This is a genomic window from Pseudoalteromonas sp. NZS127, from assembly GCF_015864805.1.
Taxonomy (GTDB): Bacteria; Pseudomonadota; Gammaproteobacteria; order Enterobacterales; family Alteromonadaceae; genus Pseudoalteromonas; species Pseudoalteromonas nigrifaciens.
On sequence record NZ_JADYWN010000002.1, the window covers coordinates 126,876 to 148,391 of the forward strand.

A 21,516-nucleotide genomic window follows, 5' to 3' on the forward strand; every position below is an offset into this window, starting at 1 on the left:
AACTAAGCTTATTTAAATTACTTGCCTTCTATAAGGCTACCACTGCCTATTTCAATTTTGCGTGGCTTAAGTGCTTCTGGTATTTCGCGTTCAAGGTTAATGCTCAATAAGCCATTTGCTAAATCGGCACCAAGTACTTTTACGTGATCCCCCAGCTGAAATTTACGCTCAAAGTTGCGCTCTGCAATACCTTGATGAATAAATTTACGCTCACTGGCTTGCTCTTTACCCGTTTTAATACCCGCAACAACAAGTGTGTTGTTTTCTGACTCTATGCTCAGCTCGCTTTCGCTAAAACCAGCAACTGCCATAGTAATTCGGTATTTGTCTTTATCGAGCGCTTCGATATTGTAAGGAGGAAAGCTTGGCTGCTTATCTGAACTCGCTGCCGCATCCATTAAAGACGCTAAATGATCGAAACCGATGAATGAACGATAAAGGGGTGATAAATCTACTGTACGCATAATAATATCCTCATATTTAAGCGATATTTCAGTTGTGTTTTTCTAATGAACAAACACAAATGAAGTTTAATTAATAATATAAATTTCAATTACTTCTGTTTAACAAGGACCCATCAGGCGTCCTCTACTTATCTATATATGGACGTTAAAATTGTTTTCAAGCAAATAACAAATAATTTTTTAAATTTACTCTTTTAAAATACACAACAAGGTCGTTAAACATAAATTACAATGGTAAAAATACCGCCTCAAGCGAGGCGGCTAAAACAGTGGAAAATATTTAAAGTGAATTACTTATCTTCGAGCAAATCATTGCCACCGATTGCTATTTTGCGCGGTTTTAACGCTTCAGGTATTTCACGTTGTAAATCTATGCTGAGTAAACCATGGGCTAAATCAGCAGCGATAACTCTTACATGATCTCCTAACTGAAACTTACGCTCAAAATTGCGATCTGCAATGCCTTGGTGAATAAATTTACGCTCTTTACTATCGTCTTTACTTTGTTTAACCCCGCTAACTTTTAGGGTGTTATTTTCTGACTCGATTGTCAGTTCGCTATTGCTAAAACCAGCAACCGCCATAGTGATTCTATATTTGTCTTTATCGAGCGCTTCGATATTGTAAGGAGGAAAGCTTGGCTGCTTATCTGAACTCGCTGCCGCATCCATTAAAGACGCTAAATGATCGAAACCGATGAATGAACGATAAAGGGGTGATAAATCTACTGTACGCATAATAATATCCTCATATTTAAGCGATATTTCAGTTGTGTTTTTCTAATGAACAAACACAAATGAAGTTTAATTAATAATATAAATTTCAATTACTTCTGTTTAACAAGGACCCATCAGGCGTCCTCTACTTATCTATATATGGACGTTAAAATTGTTTTCAAGCAAATAACAAATAATTTTTTAAATTTACTCTTTTAAAATACACAACAAGGTCGTTAAACATAAATTACAATGGTAAAAATACCGCCTCAAGCGAGGCGGCTAAAACAGTGGAAAATATTTAAAGTGAATTACTTATCTTCGAGCAAATCATTGCCACCGATTGCTATTTTGCGCGGTTTTAACGCTTCAGGTATTTCACGTTGTAAATCTATGCTGAGTAAACCATGGGCTAAATCAGCAGCGATAACTCTTACATGATCTCCTAACTGAAACTTACGCTCAAAATTGCGATCTGCAATGCCTTGGTGAATAAATTTACGCTCTTTACTATCGTCTTTACTTTGTTTAACCCCGCTAACTTTTAGGGTGTTATTTTCTGACTCGATTGTCAGTTCGCTATTGCTAAAACCAGCAACCGCCATAGTGATTCTATATTTGTCTTTATCGAGCGCTTCGATATTGTAAGGAGGAAAGCTTGGCTGCTTATCTGAACTCGCTGCCGCATCCATTAAAGACGCTAAATGATCGAAACCGATGAATGAACGATAAAGGGGTGATAAATCTACTGTACGCATAATAATATCCTCATATTTAAGCGATATTTCAGTTGTGCTTTTCTAGTGAACAAACACAAATGAAGTTTAATTAATAATATAAATTTCAATTACTTCTGTTTAACAAGGACCCATCAGGCGTCCTCTACTTATCTATATATGGACTGCAAAATTGTTTTCAAGATGATTTTTCAAAAAATTATTTATTTTACTTTTAACACCACATTAAGCGCCCAATAACAGTAGCGATTATTTAAAAACGCTGATCCCTAAGGCATATCAATAAAAGCGAACAGCTTAATCGCTTGTTTGCTCTTTAATATTTAACTCAATTGGTTACACTAGTAGCAATTTAATTGAGGAGTTCACTATGTTAACTGTAATTTTTGGTCGTGAAGGCTGCCCATTTTGTGTTCGTGCTAAAGACGTAGCAGAACAACTATCAAATGAACGTGATGATTTTAAATTTCGCTATATCGACATTATTAAAGAAGGCATAAGTAAAGAAGATCTTGAAAAGTCTGCCGGCAAACCTTGCCCAACAGTGCCGCAAATCTTTGTAGACCAAAAACACATTGGTGGTTTTACAGAGTTTGAGGCCTACGCCAAAGAGAATCTTGGACTTTATCAATAAGTTCTGTATCAAATATGTTAACCAGTTAAGTAATCTAGTTACTTAGCTGGTTAAATTTCGACCAACATCAATCACCTATAAATTAGTTGTAATTTCTACAAGCATTTACCGCATTTATCCTTTATAATGCGCGCCTCTTTAAATTCGTTGAGGCGTATTAATGTCAGAACCAGTCACGTTTGAATCTCTAAATCTTTCTCCTGCAATTTTGAAGGCAGTTGAAGAGTTGGGTTACAAGACACCATCTGAAATCCAAGCTCAATGTATACCGTTATTGCTAGAAAGAAAGGACGTACTGGGACTAGCTCAAACGGGTACAGGTAAAACCGCAGCATTTGCACTACCACTATTAAATAATATTGACCCGTCTGTGAAACAGCCACAGATCCTTGTACTCACACCAACCCGTGAGCTTGCGATCCAAGTTGCTGAGGCATTTGAACAATATGCTAAACATGTTCGTGGTATTGAAGTATTGGCACTTTATGGTGGCCAAAGCTACAGTATCCAACTAAGTGCACTTCGTCGTGGCGCGCAAGTTATCGTAGCTACTCCAGGTCGCTTAATCGATCATATTAACCGTGGCACTATCAAGTTTGATGCTCTACAAGCACTTGTACTTGATGAAGCCGATGAAATGTTACGTATGGGCTTTATCGATGATGTAGAAAGCATCATGGAAAAAACACCGCGCGAAAAGCAAACATGTCTTTTCTCTGCGACCATGCCTAAGCAAATTCAAAACATCAGCAGCAAGTATATGAACAATCCTGAACAGGTTCATATCTCTGCGCGTAACTCAACTGTTTCATCAGTAGAGCAAGTGTTTTGGAATGCAAGCATTCATAAAAATAAAGCCATTGTTCGCTTTTTAGAAGCTGAGCAATATGAAGGCGCTATTGTTTTCGTACGTACGCGTAACGATACAGTACAACTTGCTGAATTATTAGAGCGCGAAGGTTTCTCTGCCGCTCCACTTAACGGTGACATGAACCAGCAAGCACGTGAACGCACAGTAGAGCGCTTAAAAAGCGGCATGCTAAATGTTGTTATTGCAACAGACGTAGCGGCACGTGGTCTAGATGTTGACCGTTTAAGTTTAGTTATCAACTACGATATTCCACAAGATTCTGAAGCCTACGTTCACCGTATCGGCCGTACAGGTCGTGCTGGTCGTACTGGTAAAGCAATCTTATTCGTAAAACATAACGAACGTTATTTACTTAAAAATATCATTCGTCATACGAATTCAGATATTGCACAAGTTGAATTACCAACAGCTAAAATTGTTGAAGAAAAACGTATCGAAGCGTTACAAGCCAAGTTAACACTTGCTCTTGAAAACAAAGATATTACTTTCTTTAATGAAGTAGCAGCAAACATGGCTCAAAAGCTTGAACTTTCTGCTGAAGACCTTGCTGGTGCGTTACTGTGTTTAGCACAGCAACAATCACCAATTAAGGTTGAAGAAGTTAAGATTCAACCTCGCGAACGTAACGAGCGCAATGATCGTAACCCACGTAGCAATGACCGTGGTGATCGTGGTCGTCGTAACGAACGTGGCGGTGAACGTGGTGGCGAGCGCGCTGAACGTAAACCTCGTGAGCGTAACAGCCGTGAGGCAGGTCCTATGGATACATACCGTATCGAAGTAGGTCGTGAACATGGTGTTCAGGTTAAGAACATTGTTGGCGCTATTGCTAACGAAGCTGACATTTCAAGCAAGTTTATTGGTGATATTCGTCTACACGATAATCACAGCACGGTTCAATTACCGAAAAACATGCCTAAAGATGTACTTGATCATTTCCAAAAAGTGTTTATTTGTAAACGTCCTATGGGCTTAACAATCACTGCTGATCAAGGTCCTGCTGAGCCACGTGGCGAACGCTCTGAGCGTCCAGCTGGCGGCGAAAAACGCAGCTTTAATAAAGATGACAGCGCACGCGGTGATAAGCGCAGCGGTCCTCGTAAAGAACGTCGCCCAGTAAGCTTTACAACGCCGAAATAAGCAACGACTCTTTAATAAAAACCTTGCCACGTAAGTGAGCAAGGTTTTTTTGTGCCTAAAATAAAGCTCTAGGCTCTAGGCTCTAGGCTCTAGGCTCTAGGCTCTAGGCTCTAGGCTCTAGGCTCTAGGCAAAAAATAATATTCCCCTGAGAAAATAAACCCGATATTTTATTTCTACCTCACAGCTAAATTCTCGCCTGCACACCCCTTTCTTATCTGCACTGCTCTATTACTTCTCTAAAGCGCAGTGTCTCCTATCCTCTTGGTGAATAACTCACTTAAAAGCATTTAAACAAAGAGCAGACAATCAGCAGTAAATGAGGAAGGCAATGCCATAGTAACTTTTAGCATTACTTTTATTAAGGTTACTTTATTCGGGGTACAGTGTTTGCCCTACGGTTAAATCTGATCTCTTAACACAAAAAAGCCCCACCAATTTCATGATGAGGCTTTTACTTTTATATTATCTATTTGTTTTACGTTAAGGCGCTAGCGCTGGGTAAACGTAGCTGGCATCAAGCCCTAGTGGGATACCAAGTGCCCAGTAACCTAATAAAAAGATACTCCAGCCAATCATAAAGGCGATTGAGTACGGTAGCATAATAGCAATTAAAGTGCCTATGCCGGTGCCTTTCACATACTTTTGACAGTACACCACCACTAATGGGAAATAGGGCATTAACGGTGTAATAATATTAGAGCTTGAGTCACCAACACGATAAGCCGCTTGAGTTAAGTCTGGCGAAATACCAAGTTGCATTAGCATAGGTACAAATATGGGACCAAGTAATGCCCATTTTGCTGAACTTGAACCTACAAATAAGTTAACAAAGCCGGTTAAAAAGATAATTCCCACAACCGTTACTGCACTTGGCAACTGCATTGCTTTTAATAACTGCGCGCCTTCGATTGCTAGCAATGCACCTAAGTTTGATTTACTAAATGCGGCAATAAATAACGAACAGAAAAATGCCATTACAATATAATATGCCATGCCGCTCATCGCTTTACTCATGGCATCTATCATGTCTTTAGAGGTTTTGAAGGTGCCTACGGTAAAGCCGTAAACCGCGCCGGGTATCCAAAATAATAAAAAGATTAACGGTACGATAGATTGCATTAATGGCGAGCTAAAATTAGTTAACGAGCCATCGCTGCTGCGCATTGCCGAGTTACTATCTGCCGATACATAAGCAAGTAACGCAAGGCCTGCAACCATAACTGAACTGGCAATTATAAATGCACGTTTTTCATCACTGCGGGCATCTTCAAATACGGGTAAATCTTCTTTAGCGCCATCTACTGCGGTTTTTTGTAAACGTGGTTCTATAATTTTATCGGTAATATACCAGCCTAATGCCACTATAAATAAGCTAGATGCTGAAGCAAATGCCCAGTTATTTAACGGGTTAATTGTCATTGCAGGATTAATTATTTGCGCCGCACTTTGGGTAAAACTTTGTAGCAATGGGTCGATACCCGATGGAATAAAGTTAGCCCCAAAACCACCACTCACACCAGCAAATGCAGCAGCAATACCCGCAAGCGGATGGCGCCCTGCAGCATAAAATATAACCCCAGCTAGTGGAATAACTAATACATAACCTGCATCAGTTGCGGTATGGCTTACAATGGCCACTAAAATAATTGAAGGCGTTAATAACTTTTTAGGCGTCACTTTAAGCATTAACTTAAGGCCGGTATTAATAAAGCCCGAATGCTCTGCAACCCCCACACCTAACATAGCCACTAACACTACGCCTAAGGGTGCAAAGCCGGTAAAGGTTTTTACCATAGAGGATAAAAAGGTGGCGAGCGAATCACTTGCTAGCATATTATTGATAATAATGGCTTCGCCGGTACGTGGATCTATTGCATCAAAGCTTACGCCTGAAAACCACCACGACAAAAACCAAATTAGTAACATGGCAAACAAAAATATAATGGCCGGATCAGGAAGCTTATTACCTACCCGTTCAACAAAATTTAAAAATCGTGCAATTAAACCAGTTGGCACTGCACTTTGGTTATTATTCATTCTTTAAAGCTCTCTAAATCATATTTTCAATAACCATATCCTATCTTTACACAACAGTAAATTAACCTGAGGCTAACTCCCTCATATCAATACTTTTAAACAAAAAAAACGCGATAAGCCAGTAGCGTATCGCGTTTAAATTAGTTTTAGCCTAGGTTTACTCAGGCCAATGCTTTTACTTCTTCCCACAAACGAGCAACAAGGGTTTTGTCATCTTCATTAAGTTCACCATTATGATAAGCCTTCACTAAGCTTTGCTCTACGGTTTCGTTAAGTTCATCTGTGCTAATAGTTAGCTTTTCTACTTGCGCATACCCTACTGCTAAGTCAAAGTGACCTCGCAAATAGCCTCCTGCAAATAATTCATCATCGGTGGCTTTAATCACTAAATCATCAAAATAGTGTTGGGCTGCATCAATATAGTTTACTAAACTCATTTATTCTGTCTCCTGGTTTTGCAATGGGTATTAATACCCTACTGCATACATAATGTGGTCGTTAAATCCGCATGTAACTTTAATATAACCGGTTAGTTCATCATCTAAACTGCTATCGCCGGTGTCACAAATAAGTGGGCGGCCATTTAAAGCCTGCAATTTTGTTTTTGTAGCTACTACTATAATGTTATTGGTGCCAATAGCGCGAATAAGCGCGGGGCTAAGCTGTTGATTACCACGACCAAAAATATGTCCTTGGCCGCCAATTAAGGTGATCACTAATTTAGTTTTTTGACCTTGCGTATGCTCAAGTAATTGCGCTGCGGTTAGGTCTTGCGCTATAAGGGTTTGATCTTTAACTAAATCGACACCTAAGAGTGTATTTTCTAACCCCATTTCTTCCATTACTGCAGCAACGGTTGAGCCACTGCCCATAATGTAAAAAGTGTCCTCATCCATTTCACTCACCACATAGGCGGCAATATCTACAAGCACTAACTCGTCGGTTTCTTTACCGCCATTTTTAACCGCTTGCATGTAACGCACTTCGCTTGGTACTTGCATTTCGCCATAACGTTTAGCTTTAACTGTGCCTTGTCTAAATGCCTCTTCGTCAATGTCCATTACATCGGCGTCACCTAAGGTAACTAAATCGCCTTTTACCAGCATTTCGACTACACGCCCTGCTGCTTTTGGCGTGATTGCATATACCCCTGAATGTATTTTGCAGCCAGCAGGAATACCCAGTACGGGTATTGTGTCCTCAACAGCATGGCAAATATTACGCGCTGTGCCGTCGCCTCCAGCAAATAAAACTAAATCTACACCTAGCTCTTTAAGTGCTTTTACAGCCTGCTCTGTGTCGTTGGCTGTGGTTATAGCATTGCTGTTATATATTACTTGCACCTTAAAGCCGAGTGCTTTAGCACAGTGCTCGCCCATATCGCCATTTACTGTATAAATAGTTAATTGGTTTTTATAAGGCAGTAATACTTCAAGTGCGGCTTTTGTACGACTATTAGCTTTAGGCTGAGCGCCAAGTGCTAGCGCTTTGGCTGCAGTTGCTGCGCCATCGCTACCTTTTAACGCTACAGTGCCGCCTAAACCCGCTAGCGGGTTTATAATTAAACCTAACTTAAACTGCATCCGTGAGCTCCTTGGGATGTTGCCAATTAAATTGCTGTGCACTCATTGGCCATGGCGTATTATAAAAATGGCTTAGTGCTTTTAGCAATGCCTCGGTACGGGAGTTAAAACCGTTATTAATAAGTGTTAAAACTTGTTGGTGTACTCGCTGCTGAAAATCAAAACGACACGTTTGCTCGCCATTTAAATTATCTACCGACACATTAAATTCAAAACCTGCGGCGGTACTCAATAGCCACTCAATGGCTTGCGGTTTTATTTCTACATTTTCAAATTCGGCTTGTTTTTGCTTATCGCGGCCATCGGGGCAATACCAATAGCCGTAATCTTCAAGTAAACGGCGCTTATCGCCCGCCACCAGCCAATGTGCAATTTCGTGTAAGGCACTGGCGTAAAAACCATGAGCAAACACAATTTGGTGATACGGCGTTTTATCACAACTAGGAATATAAATAGGTTCGTGCTCGCCTTTAACCAGCCGCGTATTATAGCTTTGGTCAAAAGTGGCTGCAAAAATAGAAATTAAATCAGCAATTTTATGCATAAAAGTTTAATTACTTACTCTGAATATAGGGCTTACTGCTCATTATATTAAAAATGTGCGCGCTAAAAACGAGGTGAATTGTACGGGCTTTCGCAGCGAATGTAAAAAATTGGATAGCGGGTTAACACTTCCATGTAACGGCGTTTTATAAAGCCCGTGGGGTTAGCTAATAATAGCTATATAAGGTGCTGTCGAATAGCTGGTATTTATACTGTTTGGCGTATTTACTGCTTGAGCAATAACCCTTACCATCACTATAACGACAGAGCTGCTTAATGAAATACTAAAATTATGTTTAAACTAATGAGTATAAAAAAGGTTAAATTTTTATTTATTGCCCTGCTTGGGCTTATGGGTGTATCACTGCCTGCTGTTGCAAAAAACATCAGTATTAATGTGTTTGCTATTCCTTCGCAACCAATCATTACTTTAATGGCGCAAACCAGTGATGTATTAAAACAAGCGGGTATGGTTAGCTTTTACGATAAAGGCATGCCGGTACACGCTACTTTATATTTAACTGACTTTGCGCCCGGTACAGAGGAGGCAATTAAACTTGCGGTAAAAAACATCGTAGCGCAACAGCAACCATTTCCCATAACCGCTGAAGGCTTTAGCGTAACTAAAAGTAATTGGGCTTTTATTAATTTACAGCCGTCGCGCCAATTACAAAGACTATCTGACGAGGTAACACTTGCCATTGAACCGCTGCGCGAGCGAAATGCTACTGTGCCTACTTGGGTTAAAAACTACCCCAACAAGTTAACTGCATTTAAGCGCTACGGCAGCCCTAACGTTTTTCAAAACTTTCAGCCACATTTAACATTGTTAGCTAACGAGAAAAGCCCTCAACTGGCTGTTATAAATAAACAAATACAGGCTAATCCACCTAAAGCACAGGGGCAAATAATAGGTGTAGGTATAGGGATTTCAGATCAGTTTGGTCAACAAAAGCAGGTTATTGCAGAATACTTTTTTAACAAAGGTAAAAGCTAAATTGCTTTATTACTTTTGCTGCGCTAAGTATTTTTTTAGCAGCTGGGTATTTCGGGTGTTTGCTTTAAAGTAAGCATCAAAAATATCACCTACTATGGGTAGTAAACCGCCCACAAAGTCGATAAGCATATTAGCTAATATACGAAGTTTTATAGTCCAGCTAACACCTAAGCGCTGCGCTTCAATTAATACATAAGCAGATAAAATAAAACCGGCCATATCACCGGCAACAGGCAATAAACCAATAATCGCATCGGCACCAACTTTAAAATTAGTAAAAGGAATTTTTAAACTACTGTCGGTAATGAAGCTAAATCGCTCCAGCCTTTTCAGTGCAGCTTGTTGCTGAGCCTTTACGTTATTTGTCATTGTCACATTTAGCTCCCTCAAACCTGTTTAATTAACTTTAGTAAAAAAGTTGAACTTGCACTGATAAACAAATACAAAAAACGCGGATCGCCCGCGTTTTTATTATCTACTTAATGTAACTGCAATTATACCGAACCGGGTATCGGCCCATGCTCGTGGTGTACATGTGGGTTTTGTCCACGTTGACGTAGCAAATGATCCATTAAAGTAATGGCCATCATCGCCTCAGCAATTGGCACAGCACGAATACCTACACACGGATCGTGACGACCTTTGGTGATCATCTCAACCGCTTCGTTTTCAGTATTTATACTGTTACCCGGTATGGTAATGCTTGAGGTAGGTTTTAGCGCAATAGAAGCAATAATATCTTGCCCCGTAGAAATACCGGCTAATACGCCGCCCGCATGGTTAGAGGTAAACCCTTGTGGTGTTAGTTCATCGCGGTGCTCTGAGCCTTTTTGCTCAATTACATCAAAGCCGTCGCCAATTTCAACACCTTTAACCGCGTTAATGCTCATTAACGAATGCGCAAGTTCGGCGTCAAGGCGGTCAAATACTGGCTCACCAAGGCCTACAGGTACATTACTTGCCACTACTTTTACTTTTGCGCCTACTGAGTCACCTTGCTTTTTAAGGCCGCGCATATATTCATCAAGCGCTTCTAACTTGCTCACATCAGGAAAAAAGAATAAGTTGTTTTCAACTTCGTTCCAATCAAAAACGTCTGCTTTAATTGGCCCTAACTGACTTAAGCAGGCTTTTATTTCGATACCATGAAATTGTTTTAAATATTTTTTAGCAATAGAGCCCGCAGCAACACGAATTGCCGTTTCGCGCGCTGACGAGCGACCACCACCGCGATAATCGCGCAGGCCGTATTTATGCCAATAGGTGTAATCGCCATGACCTGGGCGAAACACATCTTTAATTTTGCCGTAATCTTTTGAGCGTTGATCGGTGTTTTCAATAAGTAAACCTATGCTAGTACCTGTGGTTTTACCTTCAAATACGCCTGAAAGAATTTTTATCTGATCGTCTTCACGACGCTGCGTGGTATAACGACTTTGCCCCGGTTTACGACGGTCTAAATCTATTTGTAGGTCGGCCTCGGTGATTTCAAGACCTGCTGGTGTACCATCAACAACGCCGCCTAATGCAACGCCGTGGCTCTCACCAAAAGTAGACACTTTAAATAACTGTCCAATGCTATTACCTGCCATTACTTTTCCTCATTCCTAATGACTACCAATAGCCGAGCTTTACACTCGGCTATTTACTTATATCAATTTATATTCAAATACATATTCTATAAATGATATTGATTTTTATTGTGCAAAATACTCATCAAGTTGCTGTTTGCTAATAACAAACACACCTAAACCACCTTGTTCAAACTCAACCCATTCAAATGGCGCACCCGGATACAATGCATCCATATGTACCATAGAGTTACCTACCTCTACAAACAACAAGCCGTTTGCAGTAAGGTGCTTACTTGCTTCGCTTAATATAGTGCGGGTTACGTCTAGGCCGTCGTGGCCTGAAGCCAAACCAAGTTCTGGTTCATGATGAAACTCACGCGGTAAGTCGGCCATGTCCTCAGCATCAACGTACGGCGGGTTAGCTATGATCAGGTCGTATGTTTGCCCTGGTACACCACTAAACACATCTGACTGAATTGGCAGTACTCGTTCACTTAACTGGTAGTCTGTAATATTTATGTCGGCTACTTCTAGAGCTTCATAAGAAATATCAACCGCATCTACCTGCGCATTTTCAAACGCTTGTGCAAGTGCAATCGCGATACAACCAGAACCCGTACATAAATCTAAAATACGCTTAACCGACTCAGGCTCTTCAAGCCAAGGGGTAAAGCGGTTATTAATTAACTCTGCAAATGGCGAACGTGGAATAAGCACGCGCTCGTCTACATAAAATGGCATATTCGCAAACCAAGCAATGTTGGTTAAATACGGCACTGGGGTAAAATCGTTAATACGCTCAGCAATTAAGCCCGCTAAGCTGTTTTTTTCTGTACTCGTTAAACGCGCATGCATTAATTCTTTCGGCGCATCTATTGGTAAGCTTAATGCGGGTAATAATAAATTTACCGCTTCGTCCCACGCATTATCAGTACCGTGACCAAAAAAAATACCACTGCTGGCAAATTGGCTTGTAGTCCAACGTAACCAGTCGTGTAAGGTTGAAAGTTCTGCTACAGCTTCTTCTAGCGTTGCTTCTTCTATTTGTAATTCACTCATGTGTATTGCCTGCCTGCTACTTTCAAAATTATTAATTCAATCGAGGCCACAATCGCCTCCCGATTGCCCTATTGTAACGCCTTTTATCTCGATTTTTACCCTTTTTTTGTTTAGACTGCCGCTATGAAAAAAGATCCTTATTCAAACAGCCCAATTAGCAATGATGACATTGACATGTTTCGTCAAAGTATCACTGGTGCGCGCGTTTTTAAACAAGACACTCACCGCTTTACTAATAAGCCTAAAGTGTCACAAGCAAAGCAGTTTGCCCAGCAAAAAAAGCAACAACAGTCAGAATTCTTCTTTTCGGATGAATATATACCTGATATTGATACCAATGGTACGGTTAATTATGTACAAGATGGCCAAGACCGCTTTTTAGCTAAGCAACTACGCCGTGGTGACTTTGTTCCTGATTTAACCCTAGATTTGCATGGCTTAAATAAAGAGTCTGCAAAAGATGAGCTAGCTGGTTTGATCCACGAATGCAAAAAGAAACATTACTATTGTGCATGCATAATTCATGGCATTGGTGGGCATATACTCAGGCACAAAGTACCGCAGTATTTAGTACAACACCCAGACGTAATTGCAATGCACCAAGCACCGCTTGAATATGGTGGTAAAGGCGCTGTACTTATTTTAATTAATTTACCGCAAAGTGATGAATTTAGGCGTTAAATAACCACAGCTCTGGTTAAATACTATTTAAGGCGACATTAGTGTCTATTTTTTCAATTATATTTCCGCTGGTATTTATTGTTACTGCTGGTTTTATTAGCACTAAGTCACAATTTTTAGAACAACAACATATAACTGGTATTAGTAAATTTACCTTTTATATTAGTATTCCCGCTTTTTTATTTTTAAATATGGCGCAAGCTAACTTACACAATAGTGTGAGCTTAAATGGCTTTTTAAGTTTTTATATTGCGGTTGTGGGTGTTTTTATAATTGGCGCTTTAATAGACCGATTTTTAATTACTAAGCACAGTGATTATCAACGCCATAGCGTATTTGCTCTTGGCAGTAGCTATTCAAATACCGTACTGGTTGGCTTACCAATAATTATTGCAGCAATTGGCCGCGAAATGATTGGTATAGTGTTTATGATTATCACTTTTCATAGTGCATTGTTATTTACTCTCACCTTTTTAGTGAGTGCAAAAAGCGAAAAAAGTGCGTTTTCGTGGCAACAATTTGCCAAAAACATGCTGTTAAACCCTGTGGTACTTAGCATTAGCCTAGGGTTATTGGCTAATGTTTTAGGCCTTACATTGCCACTGGATATTATTAATGGCTTAGATTTACTCTCACAACCCGCTATTGGCTGCGCACTATTTGTGTTGGGAGCTAATTTAGCATTTTATAAAATAAGCCAAAACTGGCAACCCGCGCTAATCGCCACATTATTAAAGCTAGTATTGCTACCCTGCTTAGTATTATTGTTAGGCCGATTTGTGTTTATGCTAGAGGCGCAACTACTCAACGTACTTATATTATTAAGCGCATCGCCTTTAGGTGTTAATGCCTACCTTATTGCTAATCAAATAAAACAGCACCAAGCAACGCTTGCCAGCACTGTAGTTATGTCGACCGTTTTAAGTGGTATAAGCTTTACGCTTTGGCTGGCATTTTTATTATAGAGCCTTGCTATTAGCTAATCAGCTAATCAGCTAACTCATTGCATTACACGTTACCCGGAGCATGAATGCTAAGGTATTCGCTGCGCTGGGTTTGCTCATTATAATTAATTACGGCAACTGCACCGGTATTAAAAATAGGCATATGGCCCACACATAACTGATCAACCAAATAACTTACTATGGGCATGTGCGCCACTACTAGCCAAGTATTGCACGCAGGGTGCGCCGCTATTAACGTCTCGATGTAATCGGCTGCAATTTGCGGTTTACCTTCAGGTATAATGTCTTTGCAGGTTTCGCTAAATTTAAACGTGTTATTTTTAGCAACCCCTTTTGCTGTTTGTTGAGCTCTAATGTAAGGACTAACTAACAGCGCATCGGGTGCATAGTTTTTTGCCAGCCACAGCCCCATTTTTTCAGCTTCAATATGACCCTTTTGGGTTAACTGTCTCGCTGCATCATCGGCCTGCATTGGCGTTGCTTCGCCGTGGCGCATTATTAAGATTGTTTTCATAATAAATCAACCAATTAAAGAATATAAAACAGTAGCCAATTTGCCCGTTCTTCCGCTATATTAACAAGGTAACACTATTTATTTCTTAAATAGTTCTGTCATGATATTCAGGTAAATCTTATCGCTGTATTTCTCTGTCCTGAAGTTATCATCTGTTGTTAACAAGTAAACATTTAGTTTCAGGAGCATCATTTGAATATCAGTCGCAATGATAACAGAGCCTACCGCGCTCTAACACTGGACAATGGTCTAAAAGTACTCTTAGTGCAAGATAAAGATGCAACAAAAGCCGCTGCGTCTATGGCTGTTAATGCTGGACATTTTGACGACCCTGTTGATAGACAAGGCTTAGCACACTTTTTAGAGCACATGCTATTTTTAGGCACAGATCAATTTCCTGACTCAGGTAGCTTTAATAATTTTGTATCACAAGCGGGCGGCAATACCAATGCCTGGACCGGAACTGAGCACACTTGCTACTTTTTTGACATTAATAATCAAGAATTTGAACATGCGCTAAAGCAATTTAGCCGGTTTTTTATTGCGCCATTATTAAATGCTGCAGAAACAGAAAAAGAACGTAACGCGATAGAAGCAGAATTTAAATTAAAAATTAAAGACGACGGCCGTCGTATATACCAAGTACATAAAGAAACGGTTAATCCGGCTCACCCTTTTGCTAAATTTTCGGTAGGTAATTTACAAACATTAGCCGACAGAGAGCGCTGCATTAGCGACGAGCTAAGAGACTTTTTTAAGCAGTTTTACCAAGCTCAATACATGACTTTGGTCATATGCGCTAATGAGGAGCTCGACACTCTCCAAGCATGGACAAAACAATACTTTACTGCGGTTTGTGGTAACGCCAAGCAACCAAAACCCGCAATTAGTGCGCCGCTATACCGAGCGCAAGACCTAGGAAAACTGCTGCACATTGAGCCTCATAAGCATATGCAAAAGCTTATAGTGAGCTTTGCAATGCCTAATATTGATGACTTTTATCGTCACAAAACAGTGAGCTTTATTGCACACTTACTCGGTTATGAAGGTGCGGGCTCGTTATACTCTATTTTAAAACAGCAAGGCTGGATAAATGCACTTTCTGCCGGGGGTGGCATTAATGGCAGTAATTTTAAAGACTTTAATATTAGTATGGCACTAACGGATGAAGGTATTGAATACTTTGAAGATATTATTGAAATGATCTTTGAGTATATTTGCCTCATTAATAACAATATTGAACAGCTACCGCGCTTATACCAAGATAAAAAGAAGCTATTGCAAATTGCCTTCGATAACCAAGAACAATCGCGCTTAATAGACTGGGTAAGTAACTTAAGCATTAATATGCAACATTACGATCAGCCTAACTACTTACAAGGCGACTATTTAATGGAAGGCTTTAAACACGCCCCCCATGAAATGGCCATGCAATGGTTAAAGCCACACAATATGCGCTTGGTACTTATTCACCCCGGGGTTGAGCCTCAACATAAAGCAGCTTGGTATAATACACCTTACAAGGTTGAAAAAATTTCGACTAGTTGGCTCGATGCACTAAGTAACATTAATAAACCACTCAATGAAATGCGCTTACCTGTTGTTAATCCTTATTTAACCAAAGACGTTGAGCTGTTTGATATAATTGAGCCACAAACAAAACCTGAGCTAATAGTCACAGAGCCTGGTTTTGATTTTTGGTTTAAACAAGACAACACCTTTCGCGTTGCCAAAGGTCATTTTTACTTGGCAATGGACTCAGACTTTGCAATAAAAGATGTAAAGCACATGGCACTCACCCGCCTCTTTTCTGATTTATTTATGGATAGCGTTAGCGAGCAATTTTACCCTGCCGAACTTGCAGGACTTAGTTATCACTTAACGTCTCATCAAGGTGGGTTAACACTACATACAGCGGGGCTCTCATCAAGCCAGTTAGAGCTGGTTGATGAGCTCATTGATGCTTTATTTAACGTAGAAATTTGCTCTAAACGTTTTGCCGAGTATAAAAAGCAATTAGTAAGGCATTGGCGTAACAGTAATCAAAATAAGCCCGTAGGTGAGCTGTTTAGCATGTTAGGCGCAAAAATAATGCCGTGGAATCCACAGCCAGACGAGTTGGCTGACGCATTAAAAAACACGTGTTTTCAGCAATTTAATGAATTTAGACAAGACTTTTTTAAAGCCCTGCATGTAGAGTCATTTTTACATGGTAACTGGCAACAAGCTGATGCAATTAGTTTTCAGAAAAAAGTAGCCGCGCACTTAAAAAGCGCCGCTGTAATAGCCGATTTAACACGGCCATTATTTGAAATTAACAAAGTAACGCGCTTTGAGTTAACGCTTCCTTGTAATGATCACGCTATGCTTATTTACTATCAAGCACAAACCGACTGTGTAAGTGAAAAAGTAAAAATGATGGCGCTAAATCATCTAATCAATCAAGATTATTTTAACGAACTACGCACCACGCAACAATTAGGCTATTTAGTTGGTGCCGGTTACGCGCCTTTTAACACCCGCGCGGGCATTGTTTTTTATGTGCAATCACCCAAGTTTGAAGCCAAAACAATACTGCAGCGCCATAATAACTTTATTCATGACTATTTGACCAATATCGATAATTTAACCCCACAAGATTGGTTACAACAAAAGCACGGTCTAACCACACATATAGCCGAAGCAGATAAAAACCTGCGACTGCGCTCGCAACGATTATGGTTAGCTATTGGTAATCGCGATCACGAGTTTCATATGCAACAACGCTTGCTTGATGCATTAAATGCATTAACCCTTGCAGATATAAAAGCATACGCGCTAAGCCTTTTTAATGAAAATAGACCTAGATATGAGTTTTTAAGCTCTGCAAAGCCTAATAAAGCGCATAATCAGGCCCTTTACTCGCATTCTCTTTGACAGTGAGTAACGCTTGATTTAGATTGTCGTTTGAAAATTAAATGTTATAAAAACAATAAAAATAATGATCACAATAATAATAAAAATAAGCTTACTATTAGCCCTATTAGTTGCCTCGCATAGCCTATATGCCTTAGAGGCAACTTTTAACTTAAATTTAAATACCGTTGCAGTTACGGCAAGCGCAATAATTGTGCTTGTTTTATGCTACATGCTAACGGTTATATATAAACTTAAGCGCTCGCGCTATCAACTTATGCTTTCTGAACAACGCTTAAAAAGCACTGTTGAAGGCAGTGGCGATACCCTTTGGGATTGGAATATAAAAACCGGTAAAGTACTTCGTATTAACGATAAGTACTTAATGGATTCAATATTATCAACAGAGTTTCCACCTAATAAAAGCCTTATTCACCCAAGCGACATTACCCAAGTAGAATATTTACTTAAAAAACACTTTGCTCAACAAACTCCTTTTTTTGAAGCGACTTATCGGATTAAAGATCATTTTGGCGGCTGGCTCTGGGTACTCGATCGCGGAAAAATAATAGAAAAAGACACCAACCTTAGTCCCTTACGCATGACAGGCACAGTGCGCGACATTTCACAATTAAAGCTAACCGAAGAGCGCTTAAACCTTTTTGCAAAATGCGTTGAATCGCTAACCGATGCCCTGGCTATTTACGATAAAAACTTTAAGTTAGTGGATATTAACCCCAGCTTTTTAACCTTATTTGGTGGCGTGCGCGAGCAGTACCTTAAAAAAGATTTTAATTTGCCCGGCTACGATAAAAGTTACATTAACACCATTAAAAAAACCGTATACCAGCGAGATAGCCTGCAACAAGAAGTTAAATTACGTAATAGTGCACATGTTTTATTACCCATAGAAATTTCGATTGATGAAATTAGAAATGATCAAAACCAAATAACTAACTATGTCGTTGTATACTCTGATTTAACCGAGCGTAAAAAAGCCGAATCGCAACTGCATAACCTCTCCAATAGAGACCGCACCACCAACCTGCCTAACCGTAATTTGTTTTTTACCGACTTACAAAAATTAGGGCAACTAAACTCGCACCATGCTTTGTTAGTTTTCGACTTAGATAACTTTAAAAAAATAAATGACTCTTTAGGGCACCAACTAGGTGACAGCTTATTAGCTAAACTCGCTATGCGGCTAAATAAACTCACTCGCGAAAATGACGTGTTTTATCGTTTAGGCGGCGATGAGTTTGCACTGGTAATGTCTGATACTAACGACATATATACTATTACCCGCACCGCTAAACAGTTTTTAGCGGCTATTGCTACGCCTTTTAAAATGGCCGGACATGAGCTTGCCATTACCTCAAGCGTTGGCATTGTGTTGTTCCCTGAAGATGGTAATACCCCAGAGCTACTATTAAAAAATGCCGACACAGCTATGTACCACGCTAAAAAGAAAGGTAATAGTTATCTGTTTTTTAATGACACCATGAATCGTGAAGCCGTAAAGCGCCTGCAAATAGAAAACCTAATGCGCTTTGGTTTAAAAGAAAATCATTTTGCCGTGTATTACCAACCAAAAATGAATATTCATACCGGTAAACTTGTGGGAATGGAGGCATTAGTACGCTTTATCACGCCTAAAAAAGGCATTATTAGCCCGGGTGTTTTTATCCCAATAGCAGAAGAAACAGGGCAAATAATAGAAATTGGTGAAGTGGTTTTAAATAAAGCCTGTCGCGATGTAAAAGAGTGGCTTGATGCGGGCTTATTTAATGGCAGAGTTGCTGTGAATTTATCGGCAAAGCAATTTAGTTTACCCGACCTAACAACACGTATTGATGTGATTTTACAAAAAAATGCATTGCCCTCTTACTTTTTAGAGCTAGAAATTACCGAAGGCACGGTAATGGACGATCCTAAAGATGCTATCGCAATAATGTGCTCACTCAGCGCCCGAGGTATTCATTTAGCAATGGACGACTTTGGTACCGGCTACTCTTCGCTGGCCTATTTAAAGCAGTTTCCGCTTAATACGCTTAAAGTTGATAAAGCCTTTATCGATGACATGAAAAACGAGCGCGGCCGCAATATGGTCGACTCAATTGTTACTATTGCCCATAACCTTGACCTACATGTGGTTGCAGAGGGCGTAGAGCAAGCGTCGCAAATAGAAATACTCAAACAATTAAACTGTGAAACAGTACAAGGCTACTATTACTCTAAGCCGCTATCAAAAGATGAGTTTACCGAATTTTTAAAACTCCAGCACAGCAAGTCTGTACCTAGTTTAATTAGCCAGATTAAAAAAGTAGCTGTCACTAATTAAAGTTAAAAAACAGAAATAAAAAATTAAGGACGCCATATGCAAGGGTTAATGCCTACACTTCGCAGTAACGCACGGCGATAATGTAAATTAAACAAACACCATGCAACCGGCCCAAGTAAACCCGCTAACAACAGCCAACGCTTAACCGGCATGCCCTTTTTAATCGCCTCTAAATACATAATCGCTATAAACACTGCGCTTAATAAAACAAAAATCAAAGCAATACCTAAACCTGTAAAAACAAGCCGCGTATTTTAACCATAAAATGACTATTTTTAAAGCTATGCACTTACTATTTGAATCTAAGCAATAAAAAAAGCCGAACAAGTCGGCTTTTTAATATAAATAATTAGGCGCTTACTTTTCAGCACGGCCCATAAATTTATGCTCTGCAGTATTGATACGAATACGATCGCCTGTAGAAATATGCTCAGGAACTGAAATATTTAACCCTGTAGACATACGCGCCGGCTTTGAGCGTGCGCTCGCCGAAGCACCCTTAATAGATGGGTCGGTTTCTTCCACAACCAGTTCAACACTTGATGGCAAATCTAGGCCAACCGGTGCGCCATCTATTACAATAACGTGCACGCCTTGAGTTTCTTCATTTACGAACAAAATCTCTTCGCTAATCGCATCTTTACTTAGGTTATATGGCGTGTAATCTTCGTTATCCATAAACACATACTCGTCACCATCAATGTACGAAAGCATAGCTTCACGACGAGTTAAATCAGCAAGTGTTAACATATCACTGTCTTTAAATGTTTCATCCACTTTGCTGCCCGTTACTACGTCGTATAAACGCATACGGTACAAACTACCACCAGCACGACCTTGTGGAACTGAGCGTACTATATCTTTTACAACTAAAACGCGACCATTAAAATCAATGGCTGTCCCTTTTTTAACTTCACTCGCCTTTGGCATGAATATATTCCTATTATTTTTGACTCTGAGAAACATACCACGAACTAGATTTTGTTCAACTAAAACTGCTTCAAAACCCCGCTATACCTTGGATTAACTCATAAAATTATGATTTTTACAAAAATACATATAATCAAACATTAAAAAAACTGTTATGGTAGTTTCATCGAGTATGACTTCAAGGAATGGATCATGGACCAACAAACTGTACATGAGTATTTAGTTAACAAACCACTAGTTAAAGTAACCCAACCTTTTTCTAAAGAAGTTGATGTTTACAAGGTAAACCATAAAATGTTTGCCACCCTTGCACTGGGTAATGATGATAATAACGACGCCAATGGCGAGCCTATTTGGTGGTTAAATTTAAAATGTGACCCCGACGAAGCACTAGCATTAAGAGATATGTTTACTGCAGTGATCCCCGGCTATCATATGAATAAACGCCTTTGGAATACCATAATACTAGATGGCACAATCCCGCAAAATGAGATTAAGCGAATGATTGATAATTCATTTGATTTAGTGGTAGATAACATGCCTGAAAAAGATAAAAAAATTATCGCCGCCCATCTTTAAATATACCATTTTATTTTAAATACGCTTGAAGTACTTCAAGCGTATTTATTACCAATATTTAGCCCCCCTAAAGCTAAATTCAAACTTCCTGTTATATACCTCGATGCCAAAACACTTTTCAACACACAGCGTTTACCTTTAAATATCAGCAAGTACAAAAACCCACTTTCAAGCAGTAGACAATACTCTCTAAGGGTATGGTTTATTACTTATTCGAGTGATATTTAGTGAGTTTAATAATTTGAGTGGTTAGTA

The 21,516-nt window shown here is 39.6% G+C and carries 21 protein-coding genes; 8 read left to right on the forward strand and 13 right to left on the reverse strand.

All coding sequences use genetic code 11. The features are described 5' to 3' along the window. Positions 1-17 precede the first annotated feature (17 nt). The 3 genes from I6E78_RS02470 to I6E78_RS02480 form a co-directional block, all read right to left on the reverse strand. Positions 18-464, reverse strand: a complete 447-nt coding sequence (locus I6E78_RS02470; protein ID WP_011327682.1) for an Hsp20 family protein — start codon at positions 462-464, stop codon at positions 18-20. A 290-nt stretch (positions 465-754) separates the two neighbouring features. After that, positions 755-1,201 carry an Hsp20 family protein gene (locus tag I6E78_RS02475; protein ID WP_011327681.1) on the reverse strand — a complete coding sequence of 149 codons (447 nt, stop codon included), beginning with the start codon at positions 1,199-1,201 and terminating at the stop codon, positions 755-757. A 290-nt stretch (positions 1,202-1,491) separates the two neighbouring features. Continuing rightward, positions 1,492-1,938 (reverse strand): Hsp20 family protein, encoded by a 447-nt coding sequence (locus I6E78_RS02480; RefSeq protein ID WP_011327681.1) that lies wholly within the window; start codon positions 1,936-1,938, stop codon positions 1,492-1,494. A gap of 349 nt (positions 1,939-2,287) precedes the next feature. On the opposite strand from I6E78_RS02480, the gene I6E78_RS02485 reads away from it, so the two are divergent. Next, positions 2,288-2,551, forward strand: a complete 264-nt coding sequence (locus I6E78_RS02485) for a GrxA family glutaredoxin (protein WP_011327680.1) — start codon at positions 2,288-2,290, stop codon at positions 2,549-2,551. Positions 2,552-2,711: 160 nt separating this feature from the next. Continuing rightward, positions 2,712-4,562, forward strand: coding sequence for a DEAD/DEAH box helicase (locus tag I6E78_RS02490; RefSeq protein WP_197181872.1), 1,851 nt, complete (start codon positions 2,712-2,714; stop codon positions 4,560-4,562). Positions 4,563-5,043: 481 nt separating this feature from the next. On the opposite strand, the gene I6E78_RS02495 is transcribed toward I6E78_RS02490, so the two are convergent. The 4 genes from I6E78_RS02495 to I6E78_RS02510 form a co-directional block, all read right to left on the reverse strand. Next, entirely contained in the window at positions 5,044-6,600 is a 1,557-nt protein-coding gene (locus I6E78_RS02495; RefSeq protein ID WP_011327678.1) for an AbgT family transporter, read from the reverse strand. 161 nt (positions 6,601-6,761) lie between these two features. Then, complete coding sequence (locus tag I6E78_RS02500; RefSeq protein WP_011327677.1) at positions 6,762-7,037, reverse strand: YfcL family protein; 276 nt, start codon at positions 7,035-7,037, stop codon at positions 6,762-6,764. Positions 7,038-7,067: 30 nt separating this feature from the next. After that, complete coding sequence (locus I6E78_RS02505) at positions 7,068-8,183, reverse strand: ATP-NAD kinase family protein (protein ID WP_089367957.1); 1,116 nt, start codon at positions 8,181-8,183, stop codon at positions 7,068-7,070. Then, the gene (locus I6E78_RS02510) at positions 8,173-8,727 is read right to left on the reverse strand and encodes an elongation factor P hydroxylase (RefSeq protein ID WP_011327675.1); all 555 of its coding nucleotides are present in this window, start codon (positions 8,725-8,727) and stop codon (positions 8,173-8,175) included. The genes I6E78_RS02505 and I6E78_RS02510 overlap by 11 nt, the downstream gene beginning before the upstream one ends. A gap of 303 nt (positions 8,728-9,030) precedes the next feature. On the opposite strand from I6E78_RS02510, the gene I6E78_RS02515 reads away from it, so the two are divergent. Further along, positions 9,031-9,723, forward strand: coding sequence for a 2'-5' RNA ligase family protein (locus I6E78_RS02515; protein WP_231617928.1), 693 nt, complete (start codon positions 9,031-9,033; stop codon positions 9,721-9,723). A gap of 9 nt (positions 9,724-9,732) precedes the next feature. On the opposite strand, the gene I6E78_RS02520 is transcribed toward I6E78_RS02515, so the two are convergent. The 3 genes from I6E78_RS02520 to prmB form a co-directional block, all read right to left on the reverse strand. Then, positions 9,733-10,092, reverse strand: coding sequence for a DUF4112 domain-containing protein (locus tag I6E78_RS02520; protein ID WP_179807220.1), 360 nt, complete (start codon positions 10,090-10,092; stop codon positions 9,733-9,735). Between the two features lie 125 nt (positions 10,093-10,217). Then, the gene (gene aroC, locus I6E78_RS02525) at positions 10,218-11,315 is read right to left on the reverse strand and encodes a chorismate synthase (protein ID WP_086998304.1); all 1,098 of its coding nucleotides are present in this window, start codon (positions 11,313-11,315) and stop codon (positions 10,218-10,220) included. 105 nt (positions 11,316-11,420) lie between these two features. Beyond that, positions 11,421-12,356: a 50S ribosomal protein L3 N(5)-glutamine methyltransferase gene (gene prmB / locus I6E78_RS02530; RefSeq protein WP_011327671.1), complete on the reverse strand. Its 936-nt coding sequence runs from the start codon at positions 12,354-12,356 to the stop codon at positions 11,421-11,423. A gap of 123 nt (positions 12,357-12,479) precedes the next feature. Between prmB and smrB the strand changes: the two genes are divergently transcribed. Both smrB and I6E78_RS02540 read left to right on the forward strand, forming a co-directional pair. Further along, complete coding sequence (gene smrB, locus I6E78_RS02535; protein WP_041454372.1) at positions 12,480-13,037, forward strand: endonuclease SmrB; 558 nt, start codon at positions 12,480-12,482, stop codon at positions 13,035-13,037. A gap of 41 nt (positions 13,038-13,078) precedes the next feature. After that, positions 13,079-14,002 (forward strand): AEC family transporter, encoded by a 924-nt coding sequence (locus I6E78_RS02540; RefSeq protein ID WP_086998297.1) that lies wholly within the window; start codon positions 13,079-13,081, stop codon positions 14,000-14,002. Positions 14,003-14,045: 43 nt separating this feature from the next. On the opposite strand, the gene sixA is transcribed toward I6E78_RS02540, so the two are convergent. Then, entirely contained in the window at positions 14,046-14,516 is a 471-nt protein-coding gene (sixA, locus tag I6E78_RS02545) for a phosphohistidine phosphatase SixA (protein ID WP_086998294.1), read from the reverse strand. A gap of 192 nt (positions 14,517-14,708) precedes the next feature. Here sixA and I6E78_RS02550 point away from each other — a divergent pair, with 192 nt between their 5' ends. Both I6E78_RS02550 and I6E78_RS02555 read left to right on the forward strand, forming a co-directional pair. Further along, the gene (locus I6E78_RS02550) at positions 14,709-17,432 is read left to right on the forward strand and encodes an insulinase family protein (RefSeq protein WP_197181874.1); all 2,724 of its coding nucleotides are present in this window, start codon (positions 14,709-14,711) and stop codon (positions 17,430-17,432) included. 64 nt (positions 17,433-17,496) lie between these two features. Further along, on the forward strand, positions 17,497-19,752 hold the full coding sequence (locus I6E78_RS02555) for a sensor domain-containing protein (RefSeq protein ID WP_089367946.1): 2,256 nt from the start codon (positions 17,497-17,499) through the stop codon (positions 19,750-19,752). 23 nt (positions 19,753-19,775) lie between these two features. On the opposite strand, the gene I6E78_RS02560 is transcribed toward I6E78_RS02555, so the two are convergent. Continuing rightward, positions 19,776-19,970 (reverse strand): hypothetical protein, encoded by a 195-nt coding sequence (locus tag I6E78_RS02560; RefSeq protein WP_011327659.1) that lies wholly within the window; start codon positions 19,968-19,970, stop codon positions 19,776-19,778. Positions 19,971-20,109: 139 nt separating this feature from the next. Continuing rightward, on the reverse strand, positions 20,110-20,682 hold the full coding sequence (gene efpL, locus I6E78_RS02565; protein WP_011327658.1) for an elongation factor P-like protein EfpL: 573 nt from the start codon (positions 20,680-20,682) through the stop codon (positions 20,110-20,112). A 192-nt stretch (positions 20,683-20,874) separates the two neighbouring features. Here efpL and I6E78_RS02570 point away from each other — a divergent pair, with 192 nt between their 5' ends. Continuing rightward, positions 20,875-21,261 (forward strand): MmcQ/YjbR family DNA-binding protein, encoded by a 387-nt coding sequence (locus tag I6E78_RS02570; protein WP_011327657.1) that lies wholly within the window; start codon positions 20,875-20,877, stop codon positions 21,259-21,261. Positions 21,262-21,516: the final 255 nt, after the last annotated feature.

Bases quoted from the DNA above. Each gene is read 5' to 3' on its own strand.
- I6E78_RS02570 (WP_011327657.1), top strand. From the start codon at position 20,875: ATGGACCAACAAACTGTACATGAGTATTTAGTTAACAAACCACTAGTT.
- I6E78_RS02500 (WP_011327677.1), bottom strand. From the start codon at position 7,037: ATGAGTTTAGTAAACTATATTGATGCAGCCCAACACTATTTTGATGAT.
- I6E78_RS02495 (WP_011327678.1), bottom strand. From the start codon at position 6,600: ATGAATAATAACCAAAGTGCAGTGCCAACTGGTTTAATTGCACGATTT.
- prmB (WP_011327671.1), bottom strand. From the start codon at position 12,356: ATGAGTGAATTACAAATAGAAGAAGCAACGCTAGAAGAAGCTGTAGCA.
- I6E78_RS02515 (WP_231617928.1), top strand. From the start codon at position 9,031: ATGAGTATAAAAAAGGTTAAATTTTTATTTATTGCCCTGCTTGGGCTT.
- I6E78_RS02475 (WP_011327681.1), bottom strand. From the start codon at position 1,201: ATGCGTACAGTAGATTTATCACCCCTTTATCGTTCATTCATCGGTTTC.
- I6E78_RS02510 (WP_011327675.1), bottom strand. From the start codon at position 8,727: ATGCATAAAATTGCTGATTTAATTTCTATTTTTGCAGCCACTTTTGAC.
- I6E78_RS02490 (WP_197181872.1), top strand. From the start codon at position 2,712: ATGTCAGAACCAGTCACGTTTGAATCTCTAAATCTTTCTCCTGCAATT.
- aroC (WP_086998304.1), bottom strand. From the start codon at position 11,315: ATGGCAGGTAATAGCATTGGACAGTTATTTAAAGTGTCTACTTTTGGT.
- I6E78_RS02480 (WP_011327681.1), bottom strand. From the start codon at position 1,938: ATGCGTACAGTAGATTTATCACCCCTTTATCGTTCATTCATCGGTTTC.
- smrB (WP_041454372.1), top strand. From the start codon at position 12,480: ATGAAAAAAGATCCTTATTCAAACAGCCCAATTAGCAATGATGACATT.
- I6E78_RS02470 (WP_011327682.1), bottom strand. From the start codon at position 464: ATGCGTACAGTAGATTTATCACCCCTTTATCGTTCATTCATCGGTTTC.
- efpL (WP_011327658.1), bottom strand. From the start codon at position 20,682: ATGCCAAAGGCGAGTGAAGTTAAAAAAGGGACAGCCATTGATTTTAAT.
- I6E78_RS02485 (WP_011327680.1), top strand. From the start codon at position 2,288: ATGTTAACTGTAATTTTTGGTCGTGAAGGCTGCCCATTTTGTGTTCGT.
- I6E78_RS02555 (WP_089367946.1), top strand. From the start codon at position 17,497: ATGATCACAATAATAATAAAAATAAGCTTACTATTAGCCCTATTAGTT.
- I6E78_RS02505 (WP_089367957.1), bottom strand. From the start codon at position 8,183: ATGCAGTTTAAGTTAGGTTTAATTATAAACCCGCTAGCGGGTTTAGGC.
- I6E78_RS02520 (WP_179807220.1), bottom strand. From the start codon at position 10,092: ATGACAAATAACGTAAAGGCTCAGCAACAAGCTGCACTGAAAAGGCTG.
- sixA (WP_086998294.1), bottom strand. From the start codon at position 14,516: ATGAAAACAATCTTAATAATGCGCCACGGCGAAGCAACGCCAATGCAG.